Below are 21,708 nucleotides of genomic sequence, written 5' to 3'. Positions count from 1 at the left end.
ACTGCATTGGCAGTTAAGTTACCCATTATGCTGCGCCAAAAGTGCAATTAAATCATCTTCGGTTAGTATCTCAATGCCTAAATCTTGCGCTTTAGTGAGCTTAGAACCTGCTTTTTCGCCCGCGATCAACGCATCTGTTTTAGCTGATACACTACCTGACACTTTCGCGCCTAATTGCTGTAGTCGTGCTTTTGCATCATTACGATTAAGTACACTTAAAGTACCTGTTAGTACATAGGTTAAACCTGCCAATGGCTGCGATTTTTCACTCGGTGGTATTAGTTCAGGCCAATGTATTCCTTGTGCAATTAATGCTTCTACTACGTCTAAATTGTGCTGCTCTGCAAAAAAACCTCGCACATGTTTTGCAACGATCTCACCAACATCACTTACCTCAACTAAGGCTTCTGCCGTTGCTGTTGTCACCATTTCAAGTGTTAAAAAATGGTTCGCTAAATTTTGCGCCGTTGCTTCGCCAACTTCGCGAATACCGAGCGAATATAAAAACTTAGCAAGCGTTGTTTGCTTTGCATCATCAAGCGCTGCAACAAGGTTTTTAGCTGACTTAGGTCCCATGCGCTCTAATGACTCAAAATGCCCTTGTTTTAAAATAAACAAATCTGCAGGCGTTTTAATAAGCTCTCTGTCCACCAGCTGTTCTACAATTTTATCGCCAAGCCCATCAATATCAAATGCTTTGCGAGAGGCAAAATGTTTAATCGCTTCTTTACGTTGTGCTTGGCATACTAAGCCTCCTGTACAACGCGCTACAGCCTCGCCTTCAATACGCTCTACATGTGAGTCACAGATTGGGCAAGTCGCTGGAAACTCAATATCCTTTGCATCAGCTGGACGGCGTTCTAGCACCACTTGAGTAATTTGTGGGATGACATCACCTGCACGGCGAATAATGACTGTATCGCCTACTTTTACGCCTAAGCGCTCTATTTCATCGCGATTATGCAGTGTTGCATTTGATACTGTTACGCCACCAACAAATACAGGCTCTAAACGTGCAACAGGTGTAATTGCACCAGTACGCCCTACTTGAAATTCAACATCGAGTAATTGGGTTATTTCTTCTTGAGCAGGAAACTTATAAGCAATTGCCCATCGCGGTGCTCGTGCAACAAAGCCTAAACGTTCTTGCATGGCTTTATTATTTATTTTTATTACAACGCCATCTATTTCATATTTTAAGTTGCTGCGCCGCTGTAAAATATCGTGATAATATTCAAGCGCGGCTTGCTGGCCTTCAACTAACTTAGTTTCTGGACACAGCGGCAAGCCCCAATCTGTTAATTTAGCAAGCTGTTGATAATGATCGCTAGGAAGCTCGCCGTCCGCAACCATGCCTGTGCTGTATGCATAAAACATCAATGGGCGCTTAGCTGTTATTTTAGAATCGAGCTGGCGTAAGCTGCCGGCAGCGGCATTACGCGGGTTTACAAATACTTTTTCGCCACGCTTTTCGGCTTCAACATTAAGCTTGTCAAATCCTGCGCTATCCATAAAAACTTCACCGCGAATTTCAATTTCGCCGGGGTAATCATCACCACGTAATTTTAATGGCACATTACGAATTGTTTTTACATTCTCTGTGATATTTTCGCCAGTATGCCCGTCACCGCGAGTAGCAGCCTGCACTAATACACCATTACGATATAAAATAGACACAGCTAAGCCATCAAGCTTTGGTTCGCAGCAAAAGGTCAGTTCGTTGGTGTCCATTAAACGTTCTTTAACACGGCGGTTAAATGCGGTAAATTCATCTTCGCTAAAAGCATTATCTAACGACAGCATCGGCACTTGGTGAGCTACTTGCTCAAATTTAGCAAGCGCAGCCCCGCCTACCTTTTGTGTTGGTGAATCCGCGCTTGCATACTGCGGGTTTTCGCTCTCTAAAGCACTTAGCTGTTGTAATAAACGGTCATATTCCGCATCAGGGATACTAGGGTTATCGAGTACATAATAGTTGTGATTATGATCTTCTAATTGCTGACGTAGCTGCGTTATTTGCGCAAGCACTAAAGTGGACATACTGACCTCAAAAATATAAAAAGCCACTTAAACGAATCATCGCCAAGTGGCTTATAAAAATCTTAACTAATTAATTTTACATAGCAGGTAATTAAACTGAAAAACGTCTCACTTTTTCAACGTAATCACGTACGCTATCAACCGTCATCTCTTCGCGCTGTGAGTCTAATATAGCGGCGCCAAATTCATCCGCCAGTTTCTTCGCTGCACTATGGAGCATATTAAATGCGGCAAGCCCATCGCCATCACAGGGTAAGGTCATAAATAAACTAATCCCTGCAGTACTAAATTGTTCCATGTTATCAACATCGAACGTTCCAGGATTGTACATATTCACTAACCTAAACAGCACTGGACCATGGCCAGCAGGGTCTAAGTGGCGATTAAAAAAGCCTTCTTCAGAATATTTAAAACCAAGCGTATTTACAGCGGGTAGTAATTTACTACCTTCCATTGTTAAGCCTTCAGGCATTTGGATATGCACAATAATAAAGTCTTCTGCTGCTGGCGCTTCATCTGTTTTTTTACATTCTTCGCTATTAGTGTCTTCCTGCGCTTTTGTTTGCTCAGTAACCGTATCTTCAACTACCTCATCTAGTTTAGGCTGCTCATCTGATGCACTAAAACTAAGATCACCAAACTGCGGCTCATCACGCTGCGAGGTATGTGTTGCTATTGGTTCTGATATTGGTTGGCGTTGCACTGGGGGCTGCTCAGTAGGTTCAACCCGCTCATTTGTTGCAATAGGTGCATCTTTTTTACGAACTGACCACAGGCCATGTATTAATAATCCACCAATGACAACTACACTGATAATGATTAAAACCCATCTTAATTCTTCGGCCATCCCCTCACCTTTATTATTTATCTACTTAACTATTAATAATTATGCATGTGCCATTTGCACTGCTTGTTCGATATCAACAGCAACCATACGCGATACGCCTGGCTCTGCCATTGTAACACCCGTTAACCTTCCCGCCATTTCCATGGCAATCTTGTTATGACTGATATAAATAAATTGCACCGATTGTGACATTTCCTCCACTAATCGGCAAAACCTGCCAACATTCGCATCATCAAGTGGTGCATCTACTTCATCCAGCATACAGAAAGGAGCTGGATTGAGCCTGAATATTGAAAACACTAATGATAATGCGGTCAGCGCTTTTTCTCCACCACTTAAAAGGTGAATTGTTGAATTTTTCTTACCTGGTGGTCGTGCCATTATACTAACACCACTTTCTAGTAAGTCATCACTGGTTAATTCAAGATATGCACTGCCTCCACCAAATACTTTAGGGAATAACTCACCAAAATCATGGTTTACCTGATCAAATGTCGTTTTAAAGCGATTTTTTGTTTCTCGGTCGATTTTTGCAATGGCACCCTCTAGGGTTGATAACGCTTTAGTTAAATCTTCCAGTTGCTGCTCTAAATACTGACTGCGTTGCTGAGCTTGTTCAAATTCATCAATCGCGGCTAAATTTACGGCTCCTAATTCACTTAAACTTTGTGTAACTTTATTTAAATGTCCCTGATACGTTGTTGCATTGGCCTGCTCTGGTAATTGCGCCAAAATATCTTTCAGGTTTTGCTGCAACTCATCTAGCGGCTCTAACGCCAGCTGTGCTTTAACTAACAAGCTTTGCTCTTCCAGAGCATGTTGTTGCAACTGATCTTGTAAAATAACAAGTTCTTCTTGCGAACCTTTGAGCATCACTTGTTTATCTGCTAAAGCTGTTTTAGCCTCACCTAATGCTATTTGCAAGTTTTTAAGTTCAATTTCACCTTGCTGATTTTGCTTTAATAACAATACTATTTGTTCTGCAGCCTCTTCTAATGGCATGACCAAATCTTCTAATTGTATTGTTAATTCAGTTACAGCTTCACTCGCAGTGTCACAGGCTGTAATGGCATGCTGTAATTTAGCAACACTGAGCTGACAATCACCGCGCGCTTTTTGCTCAGCCAAAGTCGCTTGATTTGAAATAGTTTTGTAGCGTTCAAGTTCAGCGTTAATGTGTTTAAATTGCTCATCACTTTGCTGCTGAACTATTTTTGCCTGTTCAAGCCTTGTACTTATTAGTGCCTTTTGCTTCGTTAAATCAATTATAAGCTGTTCTTGTAACGTAACTTTACCTGCCACAAAACTAAATTCATCATCCAATAATTGCAACTTTCCTTGTAACTTATGCTGTTGATTTTTAAAATGCAATTGTTGTTCTTTTAGCATATCTCTACGCGTACTCGCCGCGGCTATTTGCTGTGCCAACTGATGCACTGCGCCTTTAAGCTCTTCCATTTGAGCGCAAAGTTGATCGCATGTTTGTTGCTGCGTGTTTAATACATCGCTGTGACTAATTAAATCAGCCGTTAATTTTGATTCTAATAACTGAGCGTCAGCAAGTTGCTTATGTTTAATCAGTAATGAATTATCAGTATTCTTATTCGTATTTTGGTGCCAGTTACGGCCATACATATTACCTTGCGCATCTATAACAGCTAACCAAAAATCATCGATTAAATCATCTACTGTAAAACTATTTTTATAAGCAATACGGTGTAATAATTCAGGGTAAACACCACTTTCGATTAATGCAGCTAATGAGCCTTTGCGCGCGACTAACGAAATAGGCCAAACGGCATTGCTTTGAGCATCCTTCGTCACATTTAAATGTTCAAGCCCCTGCAAAGCATGCTCAATCAAATGCTCATAACCTGTTTTGACACACAGCTGAGCAAGCATATTATGCTTACTTTGCGCATCGTCACCAACTAGCATTGAGTTTAAGCCAACTACTTTGGCTTTATTCTCATTTAATTGCTGAGTAATGTCGTCATGTCTTTGTTGGCTGTCGGCTAAACTGGCTTTAGCCTGCTGCAAACTAACGTGTACTTTATTTAACGTCGTTTGTTTTGAGGCAAGCTCTTGCGTAAGGGACTGCATTAGTTGCTGTTGCTGCGCCACTTGTTGCTCAACTGGGTTGGTGCTCAACTCGACCAACTCGATTTTAAGGGTATCTTGCTGCTTTTTTATATATTGCTGGCTTTGAATATGTTGAGTGAGTACATTTTGCTGATTATTGTGATCGGTGTTTATCGATTGAAATTGCTCATAAATACTTTGCCACGCACTGCTACTTTGCGCTTTATTCTTATCTAACAGCGCAACTTGCGACGCCACTTCGTTCACCTGCTCGGTGCATAGTAACGTGTGTTCAATCGCGCTTTGCAGTACGTTTTCCAGCTCTTGCGCATGACTGCTTTGATATCGCTGTGATTCCTGGCTTTGCAGTTGTATTTGTTGTTGTTTGATCAGGTTTTGGCTTAAAACCTGCTGTTGCTGTTTTAACCCTATTTGTTGCTGCTCAACACGTGTAAGTGTTGTATGAATTTGATGCTGCTTTTGTTGGGCTTCGTTGAGGCGCTCAATACGCAGTTGGACTTGGCTTTCAAGGGTTGCCAATACATCATCATGACCTGAGTGAGCCGTTTTAAAAAAACTAATTTGCTCATTCAATTTAGCCATTTTATCGGCTTTAGTCACTTGTTGCTGATGCAATTTTTGCCATTTCAAAACAGCAAGTTGACCTTTTAATGTGCGTTCTTGCGTTTTTAACTCGCGATATTTTTTGGCCTCAACTGATTGCACTGCCAGCTTATCAACCTGTGCTTGCAGCTCTTTTCGTACATCAAGTAAACGTTCTAAGTTTTCGCGGGTACTTTTAATACGAGTTTGCGTTTCACGCCGACGCTCTTTGTATTTAGACACGCCGGCAGCTTCTTCTAAAAACACGCGCAAATCAGCCGGTTTACTCTCGATTAAACGTGAGATCATGCCCTGCTCTATAATTGCGTAACTGCGCGGGCCAAGGCCTGTGCCTAAAAATATATCAGTGATATCACGTTTACGGCATTTACTGCCATTGAGAAAATACAACGATTGCCCGTCGCGTGTTACTAAGCGTTTAATTGCCACTTGGTTACGATCAGCAAAGGTATTAGGTAAATGGCCTTGAGTGTTATCAAAAATCAGTTCAACTGATGCTTGCGAAATAGGTTTACGATTAGTTGAGCCATTAAAAATAACATCCGTCATGGCATCGCCACGCAGATTTTTGGCCGAGCTTTCGCCAAGCACCCAACGCACGGCATCAATCACATTGGATTTACCGCAACCGTTCGGGCCAACGACACAGGTCATTTGATCAGGAAATGGAATTTTAGTCGGCTCTACAAAGGATTTAAAGCCCGCTAATTTTATGGTGCTCAAACGCATCTAGTTGGTTTACCGACTCTTATTGTTATAGCTTCAGTATTTAATTTAACCGTTATGGGCGGCAAAAGTAAGTACAAAGGTTACGCTTGGCGTTTAAAGTTATCTAAAATAATACCCGTTGCCATGGCTACATTTAACGATTCAGCCTCGCCAAATGCCGGAATAGTTATTTTATTAGTGACCAACGCTGCACATTGAGTGCGAATACCATGAGATTCACTGCCCATCAATAACACGCCTGATTGGGCTAATTTAGTATGGTGCAAATTTTCACCTTCTAAAAAAGCACCATAAATAGGTAGGTTAAGCGCAACTAAATAATCAGCTAAATCAACTTGGCTGACAGCAACACGTACAAATGAACCCATTGTCGCGCTAATGGTTTTTGGATTGTAAGGATCGGCGCTATCAAGACTGGTTACTATATGTTTAATACCGTACCAGTCAGCAACGCGGATAATTGTGCCTAAATTACCGGGGTCTGACACACCGTCCAACGCTAAAATTAATCCCTCAGCTTTGGGGGCATTTACCTGTGGCATTTCAACAATCGCAATTGCGGCATTATTTGAAACTAGCGTACTGGCTTTAGTGAGGCTTTCTTCATCGGCTGGCGTTACTTTTACGTAGCCAATTTGCTGTTGATACTGCTCAATAAAAGCGGGGGTAGCAAACAGCTCTACCATTGTTAAACCACTTGCCAATAACTCAAGTACGTTTTTTTCACCCTGTACAAGGTATTGATTATGTTGCTTTCGGTATTTTTTTTGACCTAATGCACGAATTAACTTGAGTTGGTTTTTTGAAATCATAGCTGCCCCATAAAATGATGGCCAGAGTATAGCAGATTTAATCCTAAATCCTGAACTTGAAAAAAACAGAAAAACATTAAAACACCTTTATAAACATCTATATTTAATATGAACATGGGATGACTGTGTCGTGTTTTTTATTGCTTAATATGGCGGAATTTAGTAAATTCCAGTCTAATTTAGGAAAATGGAATTTCATATGGAACCCACAATACAGACTACACCACCATCAACTGATAACATTCTTTTCAAAGGAAAAATACAATTTAACGGTAAAGCCGGAGAGTTTTTTGGCATTTGGATCGTTAATATTATGTTAAGTATTTTAACCCTTGGTATTTACTCTGCTTGGGCAAAAGTACGTACTTATCGTTACTTTTATGGCAACACACATGTCGATAACCATAGCTTTGATTATTTAGCAACACCTATGCAAATACTCAAAGGCCGTATTTTAGCAGTAATAGTTTTTATTATTTATAGCTTAGTCGTACAATTTTTGCCTGTCATCGGGTTATTATTTGCACTCGGTTTTTTGTTTTTAATGCCATGGATAATCAATCAAGGCCTGCGCTTTAATATGCGTATGACGCGCCATCGTAATGTACGCTTTGCGTTTTCTGGTAACTACGGCGATGCCTTAATTAACTTTGTATTACTCCCTATTGCAAGTGTATTCACACTGTACTTATTAATGCCTTATGCATTAAAGCGCATTGATCAATACATACATGAGAATATCAGCTATGGTGGCAAACCATTATCTGTAAATCTTAAAGGCGAAACTTATTATATGGCTGCATTGATTACCATCGGTGTTACCTTTGCTGGTTTAATTGGCTTTGCTATTTTCGCTGGGATTGCAGGTGTAGCGATGAGTTTTAATGGTTTAGATACCAACAGCTTGAATTTTTCCACTTTACTTTTCCCTGTGCTAATGGCTGTAATGTATATTGGGATGCTCACGTTAGTTAGCGGAATTTATCAATCTATTATTCGTAACCATATTTTGAATAGTAGCGAGTTTGAAGACATAGCCAGTTTCAAGTCAGACCTTAAACCCGCAGCTTACGGTTTCCTTTTATTTACTAATGCAGTGGCAATTATTTTCACTTTAGGTCTTGCTTACCCGTGGACAAAAATACGTAAAGCACATTTACTTGCCGCTGCCACAGAGGTCACTATTTATACAGGCGCGCTTACGCTTATGGATACTGTACAAGAACAGCAATCATCATTTGCTGAAGAAGCCGCAAATGTGTTTGACATCGATATTTCACTCACTTGATGAAAGCACTTCATGTAACAGGCTGCTATTACTTCCCCAATAGCAGCCAGCATCAATATTGCACGGCTCAAGTCAATAATGAGCAAGTGCAACTGCTTAATCAAAATAATGACTTAATCCATAGCGCATCAACCATAGATTGCATATTAGAAAGCCCGATCCCGGGGGTAGCCGCACAACTTAGTTTTTGTAATGGCGGGCGCTTTATTCCTGATGATGTGGATTTTCGTTGGCCGTTTGGCAATAAAGTATATTCAATCAGTGAGCGTTTAGAGAAAAATAAACTCCTTATTTTGCTCAGCGTTGTTGTCGCACCTTTATTGCTTTGGCTTATTCTCTATAGAGGGATCCCTGCAATTGCCGTATACAGCGTTAATGTAGCATCTCCTGCGGTGGTTGAAAGTATGGGCGAGCAAAGCCTTGCTGTGATTGAAAAAATAGCGCTAGAGCCAACTCAACTTTCAATAGATCAACAAGCTGATTTACAAAGTAAATGGGCCCAAATGCTCACAGCACTCGAATTGGACAACACAAAGTTCAGGCTGTCATTTTATCAATCTGATTATCTTGCAGCGAATGCATTTGCCCTACCACATGGCCGAGTAGTTGTTACTGATGAGCTCGTTACGTTACTGGCAGATAAACCCGATGCACTACGCGCTATTTTATTACATGAAATTGGCCATGTTGAGCATCATCATGGTGTGCGCCTATCTGCGCAAGCTGTTGCAAGTACCGTTGTCTTGGCTGTAATTTTTGGTGACTTGGAAGGTATTACAGAAGTAGTACTTGGCTCTGGTTCTTCATTTTTGCAACAAGCATTTTCACGCGATATGGAAAGAGAAGCCGATAATTATGCAATTGAAAAGCTGGTTAAATTGGGCTATTCCAATCACGATTTTGCAGATGCTATTGAAGCATTACAACAAAGCTTAGAAGAACAACATGCTGAACTTGAAGATAATTGGTTGAAGTATTTATCAACCCACCCAAGCAGCCAAGAACGAATTGAGCATGCAAGGCAATATAAACCATGACCCCTGAGCTCACTTTACTGATCTTAGCTGTCACGGTCATCAGCCTAGGATATGGTTTTATTTATCCACGCTTTGCTGGGAATGACTTTAAAAAAGTATCAATGCAAGACTTAATTGCAACGGGCATAACCTTAATGATTGCCGGCAGTCTTTATTATAATTCTGGTATTGAATTTAGTTGGTTAGCATTCAAGGTTAACTGGTTTTGGTTTACCTTTTTAACCTATGTAGTTATTGAGATCCCCGTATGCTTAGTTTATGCGAAAAAGCATAATATGAAATTTTCATAACACCATTTCATAAATAAACACTACTACGAATATATAAATGAATTTAAACATATAGAAGCACCAATGATAATTGGTGCTTCTTATCTGAGCATCACTTAATACTATTAATGGCCTGTTTCATAACTCATACGTGCAATATTTGTAGTCTCATATGTACCATCTTTATATAAAATCAGAGCTGAAGCGCTAGTTGATCGATAAGCTCTTACATTAACAGTACATGATGTTCCACCTGAACAAGATGCGTCACCTTGCCAAATTACTTGATTGATCGGTTTTGAGATATTCTGTAGGTAAAACTTACCTGTTGTACTATTTCCAAAACTAAAGTCGAATGCATCACATCGTGCTGTTCCATTACTACTATACCCATTACTACCTTTAGGGTAAACATCACACACTAAGTCAGTTGCAAAAACTGAATTTGTAGTTAGTGCAGCGCCAGAAAGTAATAATATTCTAAGTATCGTTTTCATATATCTTCCTTAATTATCATTATTGCTCACCAATAGAGCAAACAATAAATTAACATTTAACAACAAAAAATCAACAAAAATAACTAAAAAGAAGACAAAAAAATAAATGACAAAAAAGCGCCTAGATGGCGCTTTTTATTTTCCATGAAAATATCAGTACTTATGCTTTAACGTCCATAAGTGCAATAATTCACTGGCAATGGTTGCTGCAGCGATTGCTGTTAATTCACTTTGATCGTACGAGGGAGATACTTCAACCACGTCCATACCAATTATATTAATGCCCTTAAGCGCACGTAATATTTTAAGCACTTTGTCGCTGGTTAAACCGCCACACACAGGCGTACCAGTACCTGGGGCAAACGCGGGATCTAAACAATCTATATCAAAGGTGATATACACAGGTAAATCACCCACGCGCGCTAAAATTTGCTCAGCAATGCTTTGCGCTGATAAATCATTAGCCGCCATGGCATCAATCACGGCAAACTCATGTTTACTTTGATCAAAATCAGTACGTATACCAATTTGAATACTATGATCAACATCAATCAGTCCTTCCATCGGTGCATGATAAAACATGGTACCGTGGTCATAGCGTGAACCATTACTATAAGTGTCTGTATGAGCATCAAAATGTACTAGCGCCATTTTACCAAAGCGTTTAGCGTGCGCTCGTAATAACGGTAAGGTAACAAAATGATCGCCACCTAGACCTAAAATAGCATTACCTTGGTTTAAAATGCCCGCAGCTGCCTGTTCAAGCTTTGCAGTAAAGTATTCAGCATCGCCGACTGGGTACGTAAAATCACCAGCATCCGCTAACTTTAAACGTTCAAACAACTTGAACGTCCATGGGTATTTAGTCTCTTCCCATGCTAAATGTACTGATGCTCTGCGAATAGCATCTGGGCCTAAACGAGCGCCCGGGCGCCCTGAGGTTGCCATATCAAATGGCAATCCCAGTACGACAACATCAGCATTAATGTCTGTGATATTTTGTACCATTGGCTGACGTAAAAACGTCATGCCATTGGAATACAATGAGTGATCAGGGTGATCAAACAAAGTGGTCATATTAAAGCTCTTCTAAATAAGTATAACCGTCTAAACCCGCTTGTAATTCATCAAGCACGCTTTGTTGCTCAGCCTGTGGTAATTTTGCAGCCACCAGCTGTGCATATGAAGATTGAAAACCTTCTACATCAAGGTGAACATAACGCATCATGTCGGCTACCGTGTCACCTTGGTTTATTTCTACAATACTTGCCTCACCTTGCTCGTCCATGTGCACCATAGCGCTGTGAGTGTCGCCAAACAGGTTATGCATGTCACCTAAAATTTCTTGGTACGCACCCACTAAGAAAAAGCCCATCAAATAAGGTGTGTCAGCACTAAATTCAGGCACTGGTAACGTACTTTCAATACCTTGGCCATCAACATAATGATCAAGCGCGCCGTCTGAATCACACGTAATATCTAACAATACAGCACGCTTTTTAGGCGCCTCTGTTAAGCCGCTTAATGGCAATACCGGAAACACTTGATCAATACCCCATGCATCAGGCAATGACTGAAACAAAGAGAAATTAACAAAAAATTTATCCGCTAAACGAGCATTTAGTTCATCAATAATCGGGCGATGAAAACGATTTTTGTTATCCATGTGTTTATTAAGTTCATAACATACACGTAAATTTATTTGCTCAGCCCATGCGCGTTGCGTTAAATCGACTAGGCCCATTGCAAACTGGTTATGCGCTTCAGCTAAGTCACCTTGGCTGTCATGATAAATTTCAATTAATGCACGGTCATCCGTTAATACATGAAGTTGCTGCCACGACATCCACATATTTTTCAAAAGGATTGGTGCATCTTCTGCCGGTGCTTGAATATCTTCAGGCACGTAGCTTTCTGTACCAATAACATTTGAAATAAGCACTGCATGATGCGCAGTTAACGCACGCCCTGACTCTGAAATAATCGTCGGGAATGGCTGCTCGTATTGCTTACAAATATCACCAATGGTGTAAACAATATTATTTGCGTATTCTGCCAAGCTGTAATTCATTGAGTTATGTGATTGGCTGCGTGTGCCATCATAATCAACCGCTAAACCGCCGCCTACGTCAAGACAATCAATTTGTGCACCTAATTTACGTAACTCACAGTAAAAGCGCGCAGCTTCGCTTACACCTAGACGGACATCGCGAATATTAGCCATTTGCGAGCCTAAGTGAAAATGCACCAACTCAATTAAGTCAAGTTGATCGGTTTCTTTTAAACGATTTACTACATGTAATACTTGTGACGCTGATAAACCAAATTTTGACTTTTCGCCGCCACTCGCTTGCCATTTACCTTTACCTTGTGATGCTAAACGCACACGTATACCAATACGCGGTTTTACGTTTAGCTCTTTAGCTTGGCTAAGCACCATATCCAGCTCAGAGAGTTTCTCAAGCACGATATACACTTTATGACCTAGCTTTTCGCCAATAAGTGCTAAGCGCACATATTCTTTATCTTTATAGCCATTACAGACAATCACTGCACTGGTTTTTTCAGCTAATGCTAATACGGTCAATAACTCAGGTTTACTACCAGCTTCTAAGCCAAGCTGTTTCTTTTCTATATTAGCTTGGCTGGCAACTATCTCTTCTACAACTTCACGCTGTTGATTTACTTTAATTGGGTAGACTAATAAATAGTCTTTTGGATACCCATAGCTTTCTATTGCGGTATTAAATGCAGCACATAAACTGTGAACGCGATGATGCAATATTTGCGGAAAACGTACCAAAGCAGGTAAGCTCAAGCCTTTATCTTCAAGTTGTTTAGCGATATCTATAAGTGCGATGGTTTGCTCTGGGGCATCAGCCTTTGGCGCAACATACACATCACCTTGATCATTAATACCAAAAAAACCTTGGCTCCAATGACGAACATTGTAACTCGTACGAGCTTGTTCTAGTGATGATGTTGTCTCTTTCATTTATCTTTCTCTTTTATTTAATGAGTGCCGTATCGGCTAATTGCGCGCATTAAAAGAAAAATAAGCCCCTAAGTCCAACAAGTATTTTTACTCGTAACGAATAAATTTTAATATCAATAATTTTAGGTCGAGCAACATGGCATACAAGACGATAATTATGAGCTAAAAATCATTAATAATGCGGTGTTTTACTCATCGGTAGCGTGGTGATATTCGGTATTTGCAGGAAGTACCCAAACCACCTCAAGATACGAGTTTCAGTTGGAATTAAAAGCGATTTAGGCAAGGCATGGATTGCAGGTAATGGTTATTTCCTTATCAAAATCAATAACGCAGTATAAATCGCTTTTAAACCAACCCGTTGGGCGTTTCACAGGCACTTACTCTCTGCGTTGTTACTTCTTAAAAGGGACCGTTATTGCGAAGTAACGCCTTGATATTAAGCCCCTGTGGAACGCTGAATCCTGCATTTTGAGGTGGCTTGGGTAAATTTTTGTAGTTTTACAGATAAAATCAATGTCAGACTTATGAAACGTTTTCACTGCATCTTGTCGAGACGACCTATAATAGGGTAGATAGATCGTCTTTGTTATTAAGTTATCTTAATAACAATTTCATATTTTAGGAAGGTTGACTAAGCCCTAATTCCATAAATAAACTTTGTGGATTATCTTTATATTTACCAAAGCTTAAACAGCGTTGAAACCCTAGATTTTCATACAAGCTGATTGACTCAGCTTGTTTAGGGCCTGTTTCTAATCTGATCAATGGAATTTCTTCTTCTCCTGCATGATGCAATAAAATTTGCATAATACGACGAGATAAACCCTTTCCACGATAACTTGGTTTAACATATAAGCGTCTAATTTCACCATAAACCTTATCGTCAAATTGTTTTACAATGGCACCACACGCTACTATCCCGTCCTCGTTTTTTAATCCAATGGCATAAACATTGGGTTTATTTAAATCATTTACCGTAAGGGACTGAGCAGTTGCAATGGGGTACAAAGTGTTCATTAGTCGGTCGATATCAGCAAAAACATTAATCACATCCTGGTCATTTGGTTTTAAATCAACTAACTGCATAGAACATCTCAATTTATATTAATAATTTGTTGGCAAACTATACCGAATTGTAACAAATGAACAACCGCGTTTAGCCTATTTTTAATGTATTTAAACTTTTATATGCGTATCAGCCACTATTTTACAGGTAAAAATATTTTTAAAATTCACTCTTTATTTGTGTACTACCACTCACTTTGCTCTGTTTAGCCTAAAGATCTGTCATTACAGGTCGATATATAAACAAGTGCATTGGCAATGTTAAGGAGCAACAGTGAAAATACCAAGCCTACCCCAAGCTCAGCGTCTATTTACGCAACCGATAAAACCCCACCTTGGGGATAAATTTAAAGCCGCTATTGAGGTCTTTACCTCTTCACCTGTAAACAAAGAACTAAACACGATAGAAAATGCCCCTGTTATTGCTGTTGATGACCCATTTAAAGGTCGAAAGCTTAATCATGATGATCTCCCTCATTACTTTGGTATGGGCCTTTATGGGCTAAGCAGTAGTGCTATAGAAATGAATAAGCCATTTACAGAGCGAACCTATCGCTATGGCGAGTTTACTGATCCCGACGATATTAATGCTTTTTTGGATCAACTAGACAGGCTCGACGGCGAGCATCGAAGAATGTTTCAACATATAAAACCCACACAAGAGCTACTCGATTTAGCGCAAAAGATGAGTGATGAAGAATTAAGCCTGTTCGCCGAGTTTGCAGTCACAACATCAAGCCTACGGTTTGGTATGCAAAACAAAGATATTAGCGAGCAGTTAATTTCATCATTAAGTAAGCTCTCTGATGAGGCGTTAAGCAGTACCGTTAACACGATGGCGGCAATACTTAAACAAGGCGATGATTATAAAAAACCAACGTCCCCCATTGGCGATGACATCAATGGCAATGAGCTATTAGTAATGCAAAGCAGCGACGAAAATATCGATTGGTTTAAATCAAGCTATAAAGCCAATAATACAAAGACTGATTTAGCAATAAGCTACGCGAATTTATTGATGAATAAAAACCAAAGTGATGAACAACTAACGCAATTAAATTCCCATTTAGCTGATACAAACCTGCAACAAAGCAGCGGTATTATGGATATGATGAGCCTTATAAAAACACATCAAAACGATGAAATGTTAGCTATGTTGAGTGAAGTAGACAAAGATAATCAAAATGATGTATTTACTTACCTTGCACAACAAACTAATTACCAAGCAAATAAGCAGTATTATCAAATTGGTAATGGTAAACATGTTGCTCAACAAGACAATATTAGTGATCCATCAAGTCGCCGAATACTCTATGATAATATTTTAGAAGCATACAATGACATAGGCTTGGGCTGGATAAACGATACCCTAGACGAGATAAAAGAATCACCTGCCCAAATACAAAACCAAATATGGGAAAAGCTTTTAGCCGATAAAGAAAAATCACCTGATCAATTCATTCATTCTGACTCCGTACAAAAGTGGGTTACAACGAATGTACCGAGTATGCAAATGAACTTTCACACACAACAAATAAATAAAATTTATGATTATAATAGTGAACGATTAGTACCTGATTTATTGGGTAGACTCACCTTTTTTAGTAGTGGTAACAGTGCCCACTCATCAACAAAAAATGATGTGAGTTATATTAAAGAGCCTGCGGTTACTTAATGCTGGTTAATAATCAAAGTATTTACGATGCTCTACACCTGCTAAGTTAGAATTCACTTTATTCGGATGCTTATACTCACGCCAGTTAGCAACGTTTCGGCCAACATTTAACTTAGGGAAGTCGGCATCTCCTTCGATCGGTAAACCTAAAAATGCCTTTAACTCACGCAAACTTCCCGGCTCGCTAACGTCTATCGATAAAAAGTCATCTCGGTCTTTAAAATATGACAATACGCCCTGCTGATGCTGTAAGTAACAGTCAACTAATACACTCTGTGTTAATGGCTGTCTCAGGGGGGCGCTAATAGGAAAAACATCATGAAAACTGCGCTTTAAAACTGGGCTAAATCGCCCTGCTTTCAGTTCTAAATGAGGCATCATTTTTTCAAGCAGCATGGATATTGAGGGCACCCATTTATTTAAATCTCGACTTAAATAAACAAATTTAGAATTGGGGAATAACTTATCTAAGTGCATATAGTCACTAAAACAAGGCGCATCAGATATCGCATCAGCAACTTCAAACGCTTTTTTGGTAAACGCAGTATGAGCAACTAACAGCCCCATTTCTAATAACGCAACACTGATACTGGTCGTGCCGGTTCTTGGTAGGCCAATAATAAATAGCTTAGACATTAAAAGTGACTCATTATAAAAATGGCCGCTAGTATATACCCAACCGTCCTAAATTACAGACATTAACGATCAGCTTTAAAGATCATTTTCATTTACCTTATTTGATAAGTGCAATTGCAGGATCGGCACTAGTTCAGCTACTGACATAATAACAGTATCATTTGTTTTATCTAACTTTACCCAACCATCTGTACCCATAATTTCAATTGACGTTACGCTAAACACCTCTGCCTTTAATGAATCCCATAAACCTGACAGGCGAAAAACGCCCATTGTCGTATCAATACGCGTAATATTAAATTTATCCAATCGACCTCTCATTTGCTAAGCGCTATAAACGATCTCATAACTCTTTTACTTAATACCTGAATCCAAGTCGAGTAAAAGCAGAGCGGAGTCATTTTTAATTTAATTAGTTGATCAGCCCTATTTTCAACTGCACTCATTATTAAACACTTTGTTACCTAAAAATGCTGTTCAAAATACCTGAGCAATTTATACTAAAACCAATATAGCTAGGATCTGAGGTTTTAACGTGCAGTTTACGCAAGGTATGGAATATTTTTTTTCGGGTTTTAAATTGATCACGCAAAAAGGCTTAAAGCGCTTTGTATTTATTCCTTTGTTAATCAATATAGTGCTTTTTGGTAGTTCATTGTTTTTTTTATACGGCTGGCTGACTGATGGGTTTGCATATTTAAATAACCTATTACCTACATGGTTAAGTTGGCTCGAGTGGCTAATGTGGCCGATAGCAGTATTAGTCATTTTATTTAGTTACAGCATGCTCTTTACAGTAATAACTAATTTTATTGCAGCGCCCTTTAATGGTTTACTCAGTGAGAAAGTGGAACTGTACCTTACTGGCCAAACAGTCAATGATGATGGCTTAATGGATACACTAAAAGATGTTCCTCGTATGCTCTCTCGTGAATGGATTAAACTGTGTTACTTTTTACCCCGCGCAATTGGCTTTTTTATTCTTTTGTGGGTACTCCCAGTGATTGGGCAGCTAATCTGGGTGATGTTCACCTGTTGGATGTACGCAGTGCAATATAAAGATTATGCTTTTGATAATCATAAAATTTGTTTTAAACAAATGAGGCAAGATCTGAAGCAAAAACAAGGTCTGTCGTATGGGTTTGGTTTTGCGGTAATGTTACTGACGGCCATACCAGTGGTAAATCTAATCGTTATGCCTGTTGCTGTTTGTGGGGCAACCCGCTTATGGGTAGATAACTACCGCCCTAACTATCGCTAATACTCAATGGGGAGCTCAATACACACTGTTATTAACTCCCCTTTTTATACTAATACCTGGCGTGTATTGGCAATAAAATGATGTACTTCACGCTCAATCTTAGGATCTACAGGTTCTTCTGGCGCACGATCGTTCGGACAAGGCATTCGCGGAGTAGTACCAAAAAGGCGGCAAATCAATGGGCGCTCGTCATACACAGTGCAGCCCTTTGGACCAAGATGCACACAATTAAATTCATTTAACGCCGCTTCATGTTCTGCATCTGTTTTTACCGGTAACCGCGACATTTCTTCAGATGATGTTGTCACCGGGCCGCAGCAATCATGGCAACCTTCAACACATTTAAATGATGGAATATTAGCCCGCAATCGCAATATGACTTTTTGATTTTTATACATCTATATCTACTCTTTATTTTTCAGTGCGCTTATACAGCAACTTCACTCATTCCCTATTAACCGTATATTACGTGTTATACGCAGCAATCTGCAAGGTTACGTTAGTGCTTACTTACGCCATAGTAGCTAAAAGTAAAGCGTAAAATTAGTTAAATAATAAATAAAAGTAATTAATTATATTAAGTATCACCGCTCTAGCTATATAAATTAATTACACTTTGATACTTAGCAAAAAGCACAGTAAATACTGTGCTTTTTAATCACTGTAATTTACAAACTTTTAGCTATATAAGTTTTGCGGCACTTTAGTCACGTTTAAGTGCACCGTCACTTCTTCACGATCGTGGTATAAGTGCTTTGCTTGAAGCTCATAACTAATACCATACTTTGCAAGCTCTTCTCTGATCATGGTTAAACACTCATACACACTGTCAAAGCGTTTTTTCATCGGTAACTTTAGGTTGAAGATCAGCTCAGTTGCATAAGCATTAACCGCCCAATCAATCATTAGGCTAGTAACTTTAGTTGGTTTTTCAACCATGTCACAGACTAACCATTGAATATTGCGCTTTTCTGGGCGGTATTTAAAACCATCAGCTCTAAAGTGCTTAACTTGCCCCGTTTCCATTAAATCATCGTTCATTGGGCCATTATCAATCGCGCTTACAAACATACCGCGGCGAACTAATTGATACGTCCAACCACCTGGACACGCGCCAAGATCAACGCTGCGCATTCCAGCTTGAACACGGCTTTCGCGCTCTTTTTCTGGGATAAACACATTAAATGCTTCATCAAGTTTAAGTGTTGAACGACTCGGCGCATCGCTTGGCATACGTAAACGTAAAATACCCATAAAAAATGGCGAATTATTATAGCTATACGAGTGACCAACATAAGCCGTATTGTTGGTTAAAAACATGATATGCATTACTGGGCGATTTGCTTTTGGCTCACGTAAAACCGTATTTTGCTTTTCAAGTGCTTTTTTAAGCGGCGTTGATATTTTTTTGCAAAAGGTTAAAAGCTCTTTGCCTTCATTTGTATCTGGCGTTTCTACTCGTAGCTCTGAGCATAAAGGAAAATCGATAGCGGCTTTAACTATCTCACCGACGCGATCTTCAACGGGCATATTTTCAAGTAAAGTACCCGCAAACCATTGGCGAGCAAACACCATATTTTTAAAATCGACTTTTTTAATAATTTCGTCACTGTGTGATGCATCAAAGCATTCATAAATAACATAGCCAGTGTTAGGTTTTGCTTTTACATACCCTGCAAAACCTTGCTCTGCGGCATGGAAAGTTATTTCAGCAGCGGCATCATTTTCAAAACCACTACGACAGTAAATTACTACACTTGACATAAAAACCCTTTAATAGCTTACTTTTCATCCAAACTGAAGAACGCAAAGCTAAGCTTATTCATTATTAAAATTTAAATCGTGCAACTTGCACTAAAACAATAGCCCACGCGATGATAAAACACACGCCACCAATAGGTGTAATTGGTCCAAGCCACTTAAAGCCTGTTATTGCTAATAAATACAAACTACCACTGAATAACACCGTACCTGCGATAAAAAACCAACCAGCAACGGTTAAATTTAGACCCCATTTAATTAAAATGGCCGTGGCTATCAGTGCTAAGCCATGCATCATTTGATAATCAGCAGCTGTTTTAAACACCCCAAGCGCATACTCTGATAATCGGCTTTTTAAACCATGTGCTGCAAAAGCCCCCAGTACAACCGACAACATACAAAATAAACTGCCAGCCATTAAAAATAATTTAATCATGTATTCCCCTTAGAAAAACGACTACACCAAAATTTACTGTACAGCGAGTTTGATCATAAAGTTTGCAGCGTTTTCTGCCGCTTCACTTAAGTTTTGTTCAACAGTGAAACCGCTACGCTTACGCGGCTTTAAAGAATGATCTCCATCATTTAACCACACAAATTCTGGGCGCTTTGCAAGCTCAAGTGTTGCGAGCTCTTCACGTGTGCCAAAGGTGTCTCGCTCACCTTGCAGTACTATAAATGGGCATGCAATATCCCCAAAATGATCTATGCGTAACTTTTCAGGTTTACCTGGGGGATGAAATGGGTAACCAAATGCAACTACACCGAGAATTGGCTCTTTGCTTTGGCATGCAAGCATTGAAGCCATCCGTCCACCCATTGACTTGCCACCGATAAATAAAGGTAAGTTTGGCTGCGCTAGGGTCAGTATATGTGCATAATAATCGAGTAATTTAGGGGCGCGATCAGGTGGCCTGCGCTTATTCGTTTGCTTCGCTATTTGCATGTATTCAAAATCAAATAACCCAACATCAATCCCTTTTTTACCAAGTAATACCGCCATATGCTGCATAAACTCGGAGTCACTGCCAGCACCCGCTCCATGCGCAAATATAAATTGTGCCTGTGCAGGCTGCTGCGTACTTTTAAACCATTGTATTGTCATATTAGTATTCTTGCTCTTGTTCTACTAAGCTAAGCATCCACTGTTTAAAGGAGACAATTTTACCCAGTTCTGATTGTGACTCTCGGCTTACTAAATAATAAGCATTTTTACTCTCTAGGCTGTGGTTAAAAGGGATAACTAATCGCCCCGCATCAATATCTGGCTTTGCCAATACGCTGTTACCTATTGCCACGCCCTGCCCATGTACTGCCGCTTGTAAGACCATCGATGAGTGACTAAAAATAGGACCTTGGTTTACCTGTATATTACGCACGCCAGCTGTTTTCATCCATGTTTTCCAATTTTTTCGCGTTGTATCATGCAATAACGTGTGATTGGCTAAATCACTCGGCTGGTTAAGTGGTTTTAAACCCGTAAGTAACATGGGGCTGCATAACGGCACTAAGTATTCAGTATGAAGCTTATGTGTTTGCACACCACTCCAATGACCACGACCATAATAAATAGCAACATCAACGTCATCGGTAAGCGAGTTTTCATCTTGATCTTGGGCTTTTATTCGCACATCGATTTCAGGGTGTAACTCATTAAACAAACTTAATCGTGGCACAAGCCATTGAATTGCAAAACTTGGGGTTAAACTTACCGTTAATGAGCCCTTAGCACCTCGGGCTAATAGCTTTTCGGTTGCATCAATAAGCTGTGTAAAAATTTCTTTAATATCGAGGAAGTAACCTTGCCCTTCTTCGGTTAACAATAACGAGCGATTTTTACGTAAAAACAACTTCAACCCTAAGTGTTCTTCAAGTGTTTTTATTTGATGACTGACAGCCGCTTGCGTTACATAAAGCTCTTCTGCTGCTTTTGTAAAACTTAAATGACGCGCAGCCGCTTCAAAAGCTTTTAGTGCGTTTAATGGAGGTACCCGTCTTGACATGATAACCAAGCTTAGAATTAGTTTTTCTTATGCGGTGAATTATATACCTATGCTAAGAAAGAGTATATTTAAGGCGTAAAAAAA

General features: G+C 39.6%; 20 protein-coding genes. 5 read left to right on the top strand and 15 right to left on the bottom strand.

Annotated features, from left to right (window positions below; genetic code table 11):
- Positions 1 to 18: 18 nt before the first annotated feature.
- The 4 genes from ligA to A7967_RS18445 form a co-directional block, all read right to left on the bottom strand.
- Complete coding sequence (gene ligA, locus A7967_RS18460; protein ID WP_054206436.1) at positions 19 to 2,040, bottom strand: NAD-dependent DNA ligase LigA; 2,022 nt, start codon at positions 2,038 to 2,040, stop codon at positions 19 to 21.
- A 91-nt stretch (positions 2,041 to 2,131) separates the two neighbouring features.
- Positions 2,132 to 2,887: a cell division protein ZipA gene (zipA, locus tag A7967_RS18455; protein ID WP_054206437.1), complete on the bottom strand. Its 756-nt coding sequence runs from the start codon at positions 2,885 to 2,887 to the stop codon at positions 2,132 to 2,134.
- A gap of 39 nt (positions 2,888 to 2,926) precedes the next feature.
- On the bottom strand, positions 2,927 to 6,322 hold the full coding sequence (locus A7967_RS18450; RefSeq protein ID WP_054206438.1) for a chromosome segregation SMC family protein: 3,396 nt from the start codon (positions 6,320 to 6,322) through the stop codon (positions 2,927 to 2,929).
- Between the two features lie 80 nt (positions 6,323 to 6,402).
- Complete coding sequence (locus A7967_RS18445; protein WP_054206439.1) at positions 6,403 to 7,134, bottom strand: TrmH family RNA methyltransferase; 732 nt, start codon at positions 7,132 to 7,134, stop codon at positions 6,403 to 6,405.
- A 199-nt stretch (positions 7,135 to 7,333) separates the two neighbouring features.
- On the opposite strand from A7967_RS18445, the gene A7967_RS18440 reads away from it, so the two are divergent.
- From A7967_RS18440 to A7967_RS18430, 3 genes are read left to right on the top strand one after another with little or no spacing between them, the layout of a single operon-like run.
- On the top strand, positions 7,334 to 8,422 hold the full coding sequence (locus A7967_RS18440; RefSeq protein WP_054206440.1) for a YjgN family protein: 1,089 nt from the start codon (positions 7,334 to 7,336) through the stop codon (positions 8,420 to 8,422).
- Positions 8,422 to 9,459, top strand: coding sequence for a M48 family metallopeptidase (locus A7967_RS18435; RefSeq protein ID WP_054206441.1), 1,038 nt, complete (start codon positions 8,422 to 8,424; stop codon positions 9,457 to 9,459). The genes A7967_RS18440 and A7967_RS18435 overlap by 1 nt, the downstream gene beginning before the upstream one ends.
- Positions 9,456 to 9,749, top strand: a complete 294-nt coding sequence (locus A7967_RS18430) for a hypothetical protein (protein WP_054206442.1) — start codon at positions 9,456 to 9,458, stop codon at positions 9,747 to 9,749. Before A7967_RS18435 ends, A7967_RS18430 begins: the two co-directional genes overlap by 4 nt.
- Positions 9,750 to 9,853: 104 nt before the next feature.
- Here the strand turns inward: A7967_RS18430 and A7967_RS18425 are convergent, their stop codons facing one another.
- The 4 genes from A7967_RS18425 to A7967_RS18410 all read right to left on the bottom strand — a co-directional run bounded on the left by A7967_RS18425 (position 9,854) and on the right by A7967_RS18410 (position 14,309).
- Positions 9,854 to 10,225: a hypothetical protein gene (locus tag A7967_RS18425; protein WP_054206443.1), complete on the bottom strand. Its 372-nt coding sequence runs from the start codon at positions 10,223 to 10,225 to the stop codon at positions 9,854 to 9,856.
- A 153-nt stretch (positions 10,226 to 10,378) separates the two neighbouring features.
- Entirely contained in the window at positions 10,379 to 11,302 is a 924-nt protein-coding gene (gene speB / locus A7967_RS18420; protein WP_054206444.1) for an agmatinase, read from the bottom strand.
- A gap of 1 nt (position 11,303) precedes the next feature.
- Positions 11,304 to 13,220 carry a biosynthetic arginine decarboxylase gene (gene speA / locus A7967_RS18415; protein WP_054206445.1) on the bottom strand — a complete coding sequence of 639 codons (1,917 nt, stop codon included), beginning with the start codon at positions 13,218 to 13,220 and terminating at the stop codon, positions 11,304 to 11,306.
- A gap of 621 nt (positions 13,221 to 13,841) precedes the next feature.
- Positions 13,842 to 14,309 (bottom strand): GNAT family N-acetyltransferase, encoded by a 468-nt coding sequence (locus tag A7967_RS18410; protein ID WP_054206446.1) that lies wholly within the window; start codon positions 14,307 to 14,309, stop codon positions 13,842 to 13,844.
- 253 nt (positions 14,310 to 14,562) lie between these two features.
- On the opposite strand from A7967_RS18410, the gene A7967_RS18405 reads away from it, so the two are divergent.
- Positions 14,563 to 15,963 (top strand): hypothetical protein, encoded by a 1,401-nt coding sequence (locus A7967_RS18405; protein ID WP_054206447.1) that lies wholly within the window; start codon positions 14,563 to 14,565, stop codon positions 15,961 to 15,963.
- 6 nt (positions 15,964 to 15,969) lie between these two features.
- Here A7967_RS18405 and A7967_RS18400 read toward each other — a convergent pair whose 3' ends face one another.
- Together A7967_RS18400 and A7967_RS18395 are read right to left on the bottom strand one after the other, a co-directional pair.
- A complete protein-coding gene (locus A7967_RS18400) occupies positions 15,970 to 16,599 on the bottom strand; it encodes a sulfotransferase (RefSeq protein WP_082379070.1) in 630 nt (209 codons plus the stop codon).
- Positions 16,600 to 16,674: 75 nt separating this feature from the next.
- Complete coding sequence (locus A7967_RS18395; RefSeq protein WP_099459000.1) at positions 16,675 to 16,908, bottom strand: hypothetical protein; 234 nt, start codon at positions 16,906 to 16,908, stop codon at positions 16,675 to 16,677.
- Between the two features lie 244 nt (positions 16,909 to 17,152).
- Between A7967_RS18395 and cysZ the strand changes: the two genes are divergently transcribed.
- The gene (cysZ, locus tag A7967_RS18390) at positions 17,153 to 17,860 is read left to right on the top strand and encodes a sulfate transporter CysZ (RefSeq protein WP_211842031.1); all 708 of its coding nucleotides are present in this window, start codon (positions 17,153 to 17,155) and stop codon (positions 17,858 to 17,860) included.
- Between the two features lie 44 nt (positions 17,861 to 17,904).
- On the opposite strand, the gene A7967_RS18385 is transcribed toward cysZ, so the two are convergent.
- From A7967_RS18385 to A7967_RS18365, 5 genes are all read right to left on the bottom strand, one after another.
- Positions 17,905 to 18,258, bottom strand: a complete 354-nt coding sequence (locus tag A7967_RS18385; RefSeq protein WP_054206450.1) for a YkgJ family cysteine cluster protein — start codon at positions 18,256 to 18,258, stop codon at positions 17,905 to 17,907.
- Positions 18,259 to 18,538: 280 nt separating this feature from the next.
- Positions 18,539 to 19,624, bottom strand: a complete 1,086-nt coding sequence (gene rlmM / locus A7967_RS18380) for a 23S rRNA (cytidine(2498)-2'-O)-methyltransferase RlmM (protein ID WP_054206451.1) — start codon at positions 19,622 to 19,624, stop codon at positions 18,539 to 18,541.
- 64 nt (positions 19,625 to 19,688) lie between these two features.
- Positions 19,689 to 20,057, bottom strand: coding sequence for a DUF423 domain-containing protein (locus A7967_RS18375; RefSeq protein ID WP_054206452.1), 369 nt, complete (start codon positions 20,055 to 20,057; stop codon positions 19,689 to 19,691).
- A 33-nt stretch (positions 20,058 to 20,090) separates the two neighbouring features.
- Positions 20,091 to 20,726, bottom strand: a complete 636-nt coding sequence (locus A7967_RS18370) for an alpha/beta family hydrolase (RefSeq protein ID WP_054206453.1) — start codon at positions 20,724 to 20,726, stop codon at positions 20,091 to 20,093.
- Between the two features lies 1 nt (position 20,727).
- Entirely contained in the window at positions 20,728 to 21,624 is an 897-nt protein-coding gene (locus A7967_RS18365) for a transcriptional regulator GcvA (protein WP_054206454.1), read from the bottom strand.
- Positions 21,625 to 21,708: the final 84 nt, after the last annotated feature.

The sequence above is a fragment of the Pseudoalteromonas neustonica genome (assembly GCF_001653135.1).
Classification (GTDB): domain Bacteria; phylum Pseudomonadota; class Gammaproteobacteria; order Enterobacterales; family Alteromonadaceae; genus Pseudoalteromonas; species Pseudoalteromonas neustonica.
This window is presented reverse-complemented; position numbering and strand designations above follow the sequence as displayed.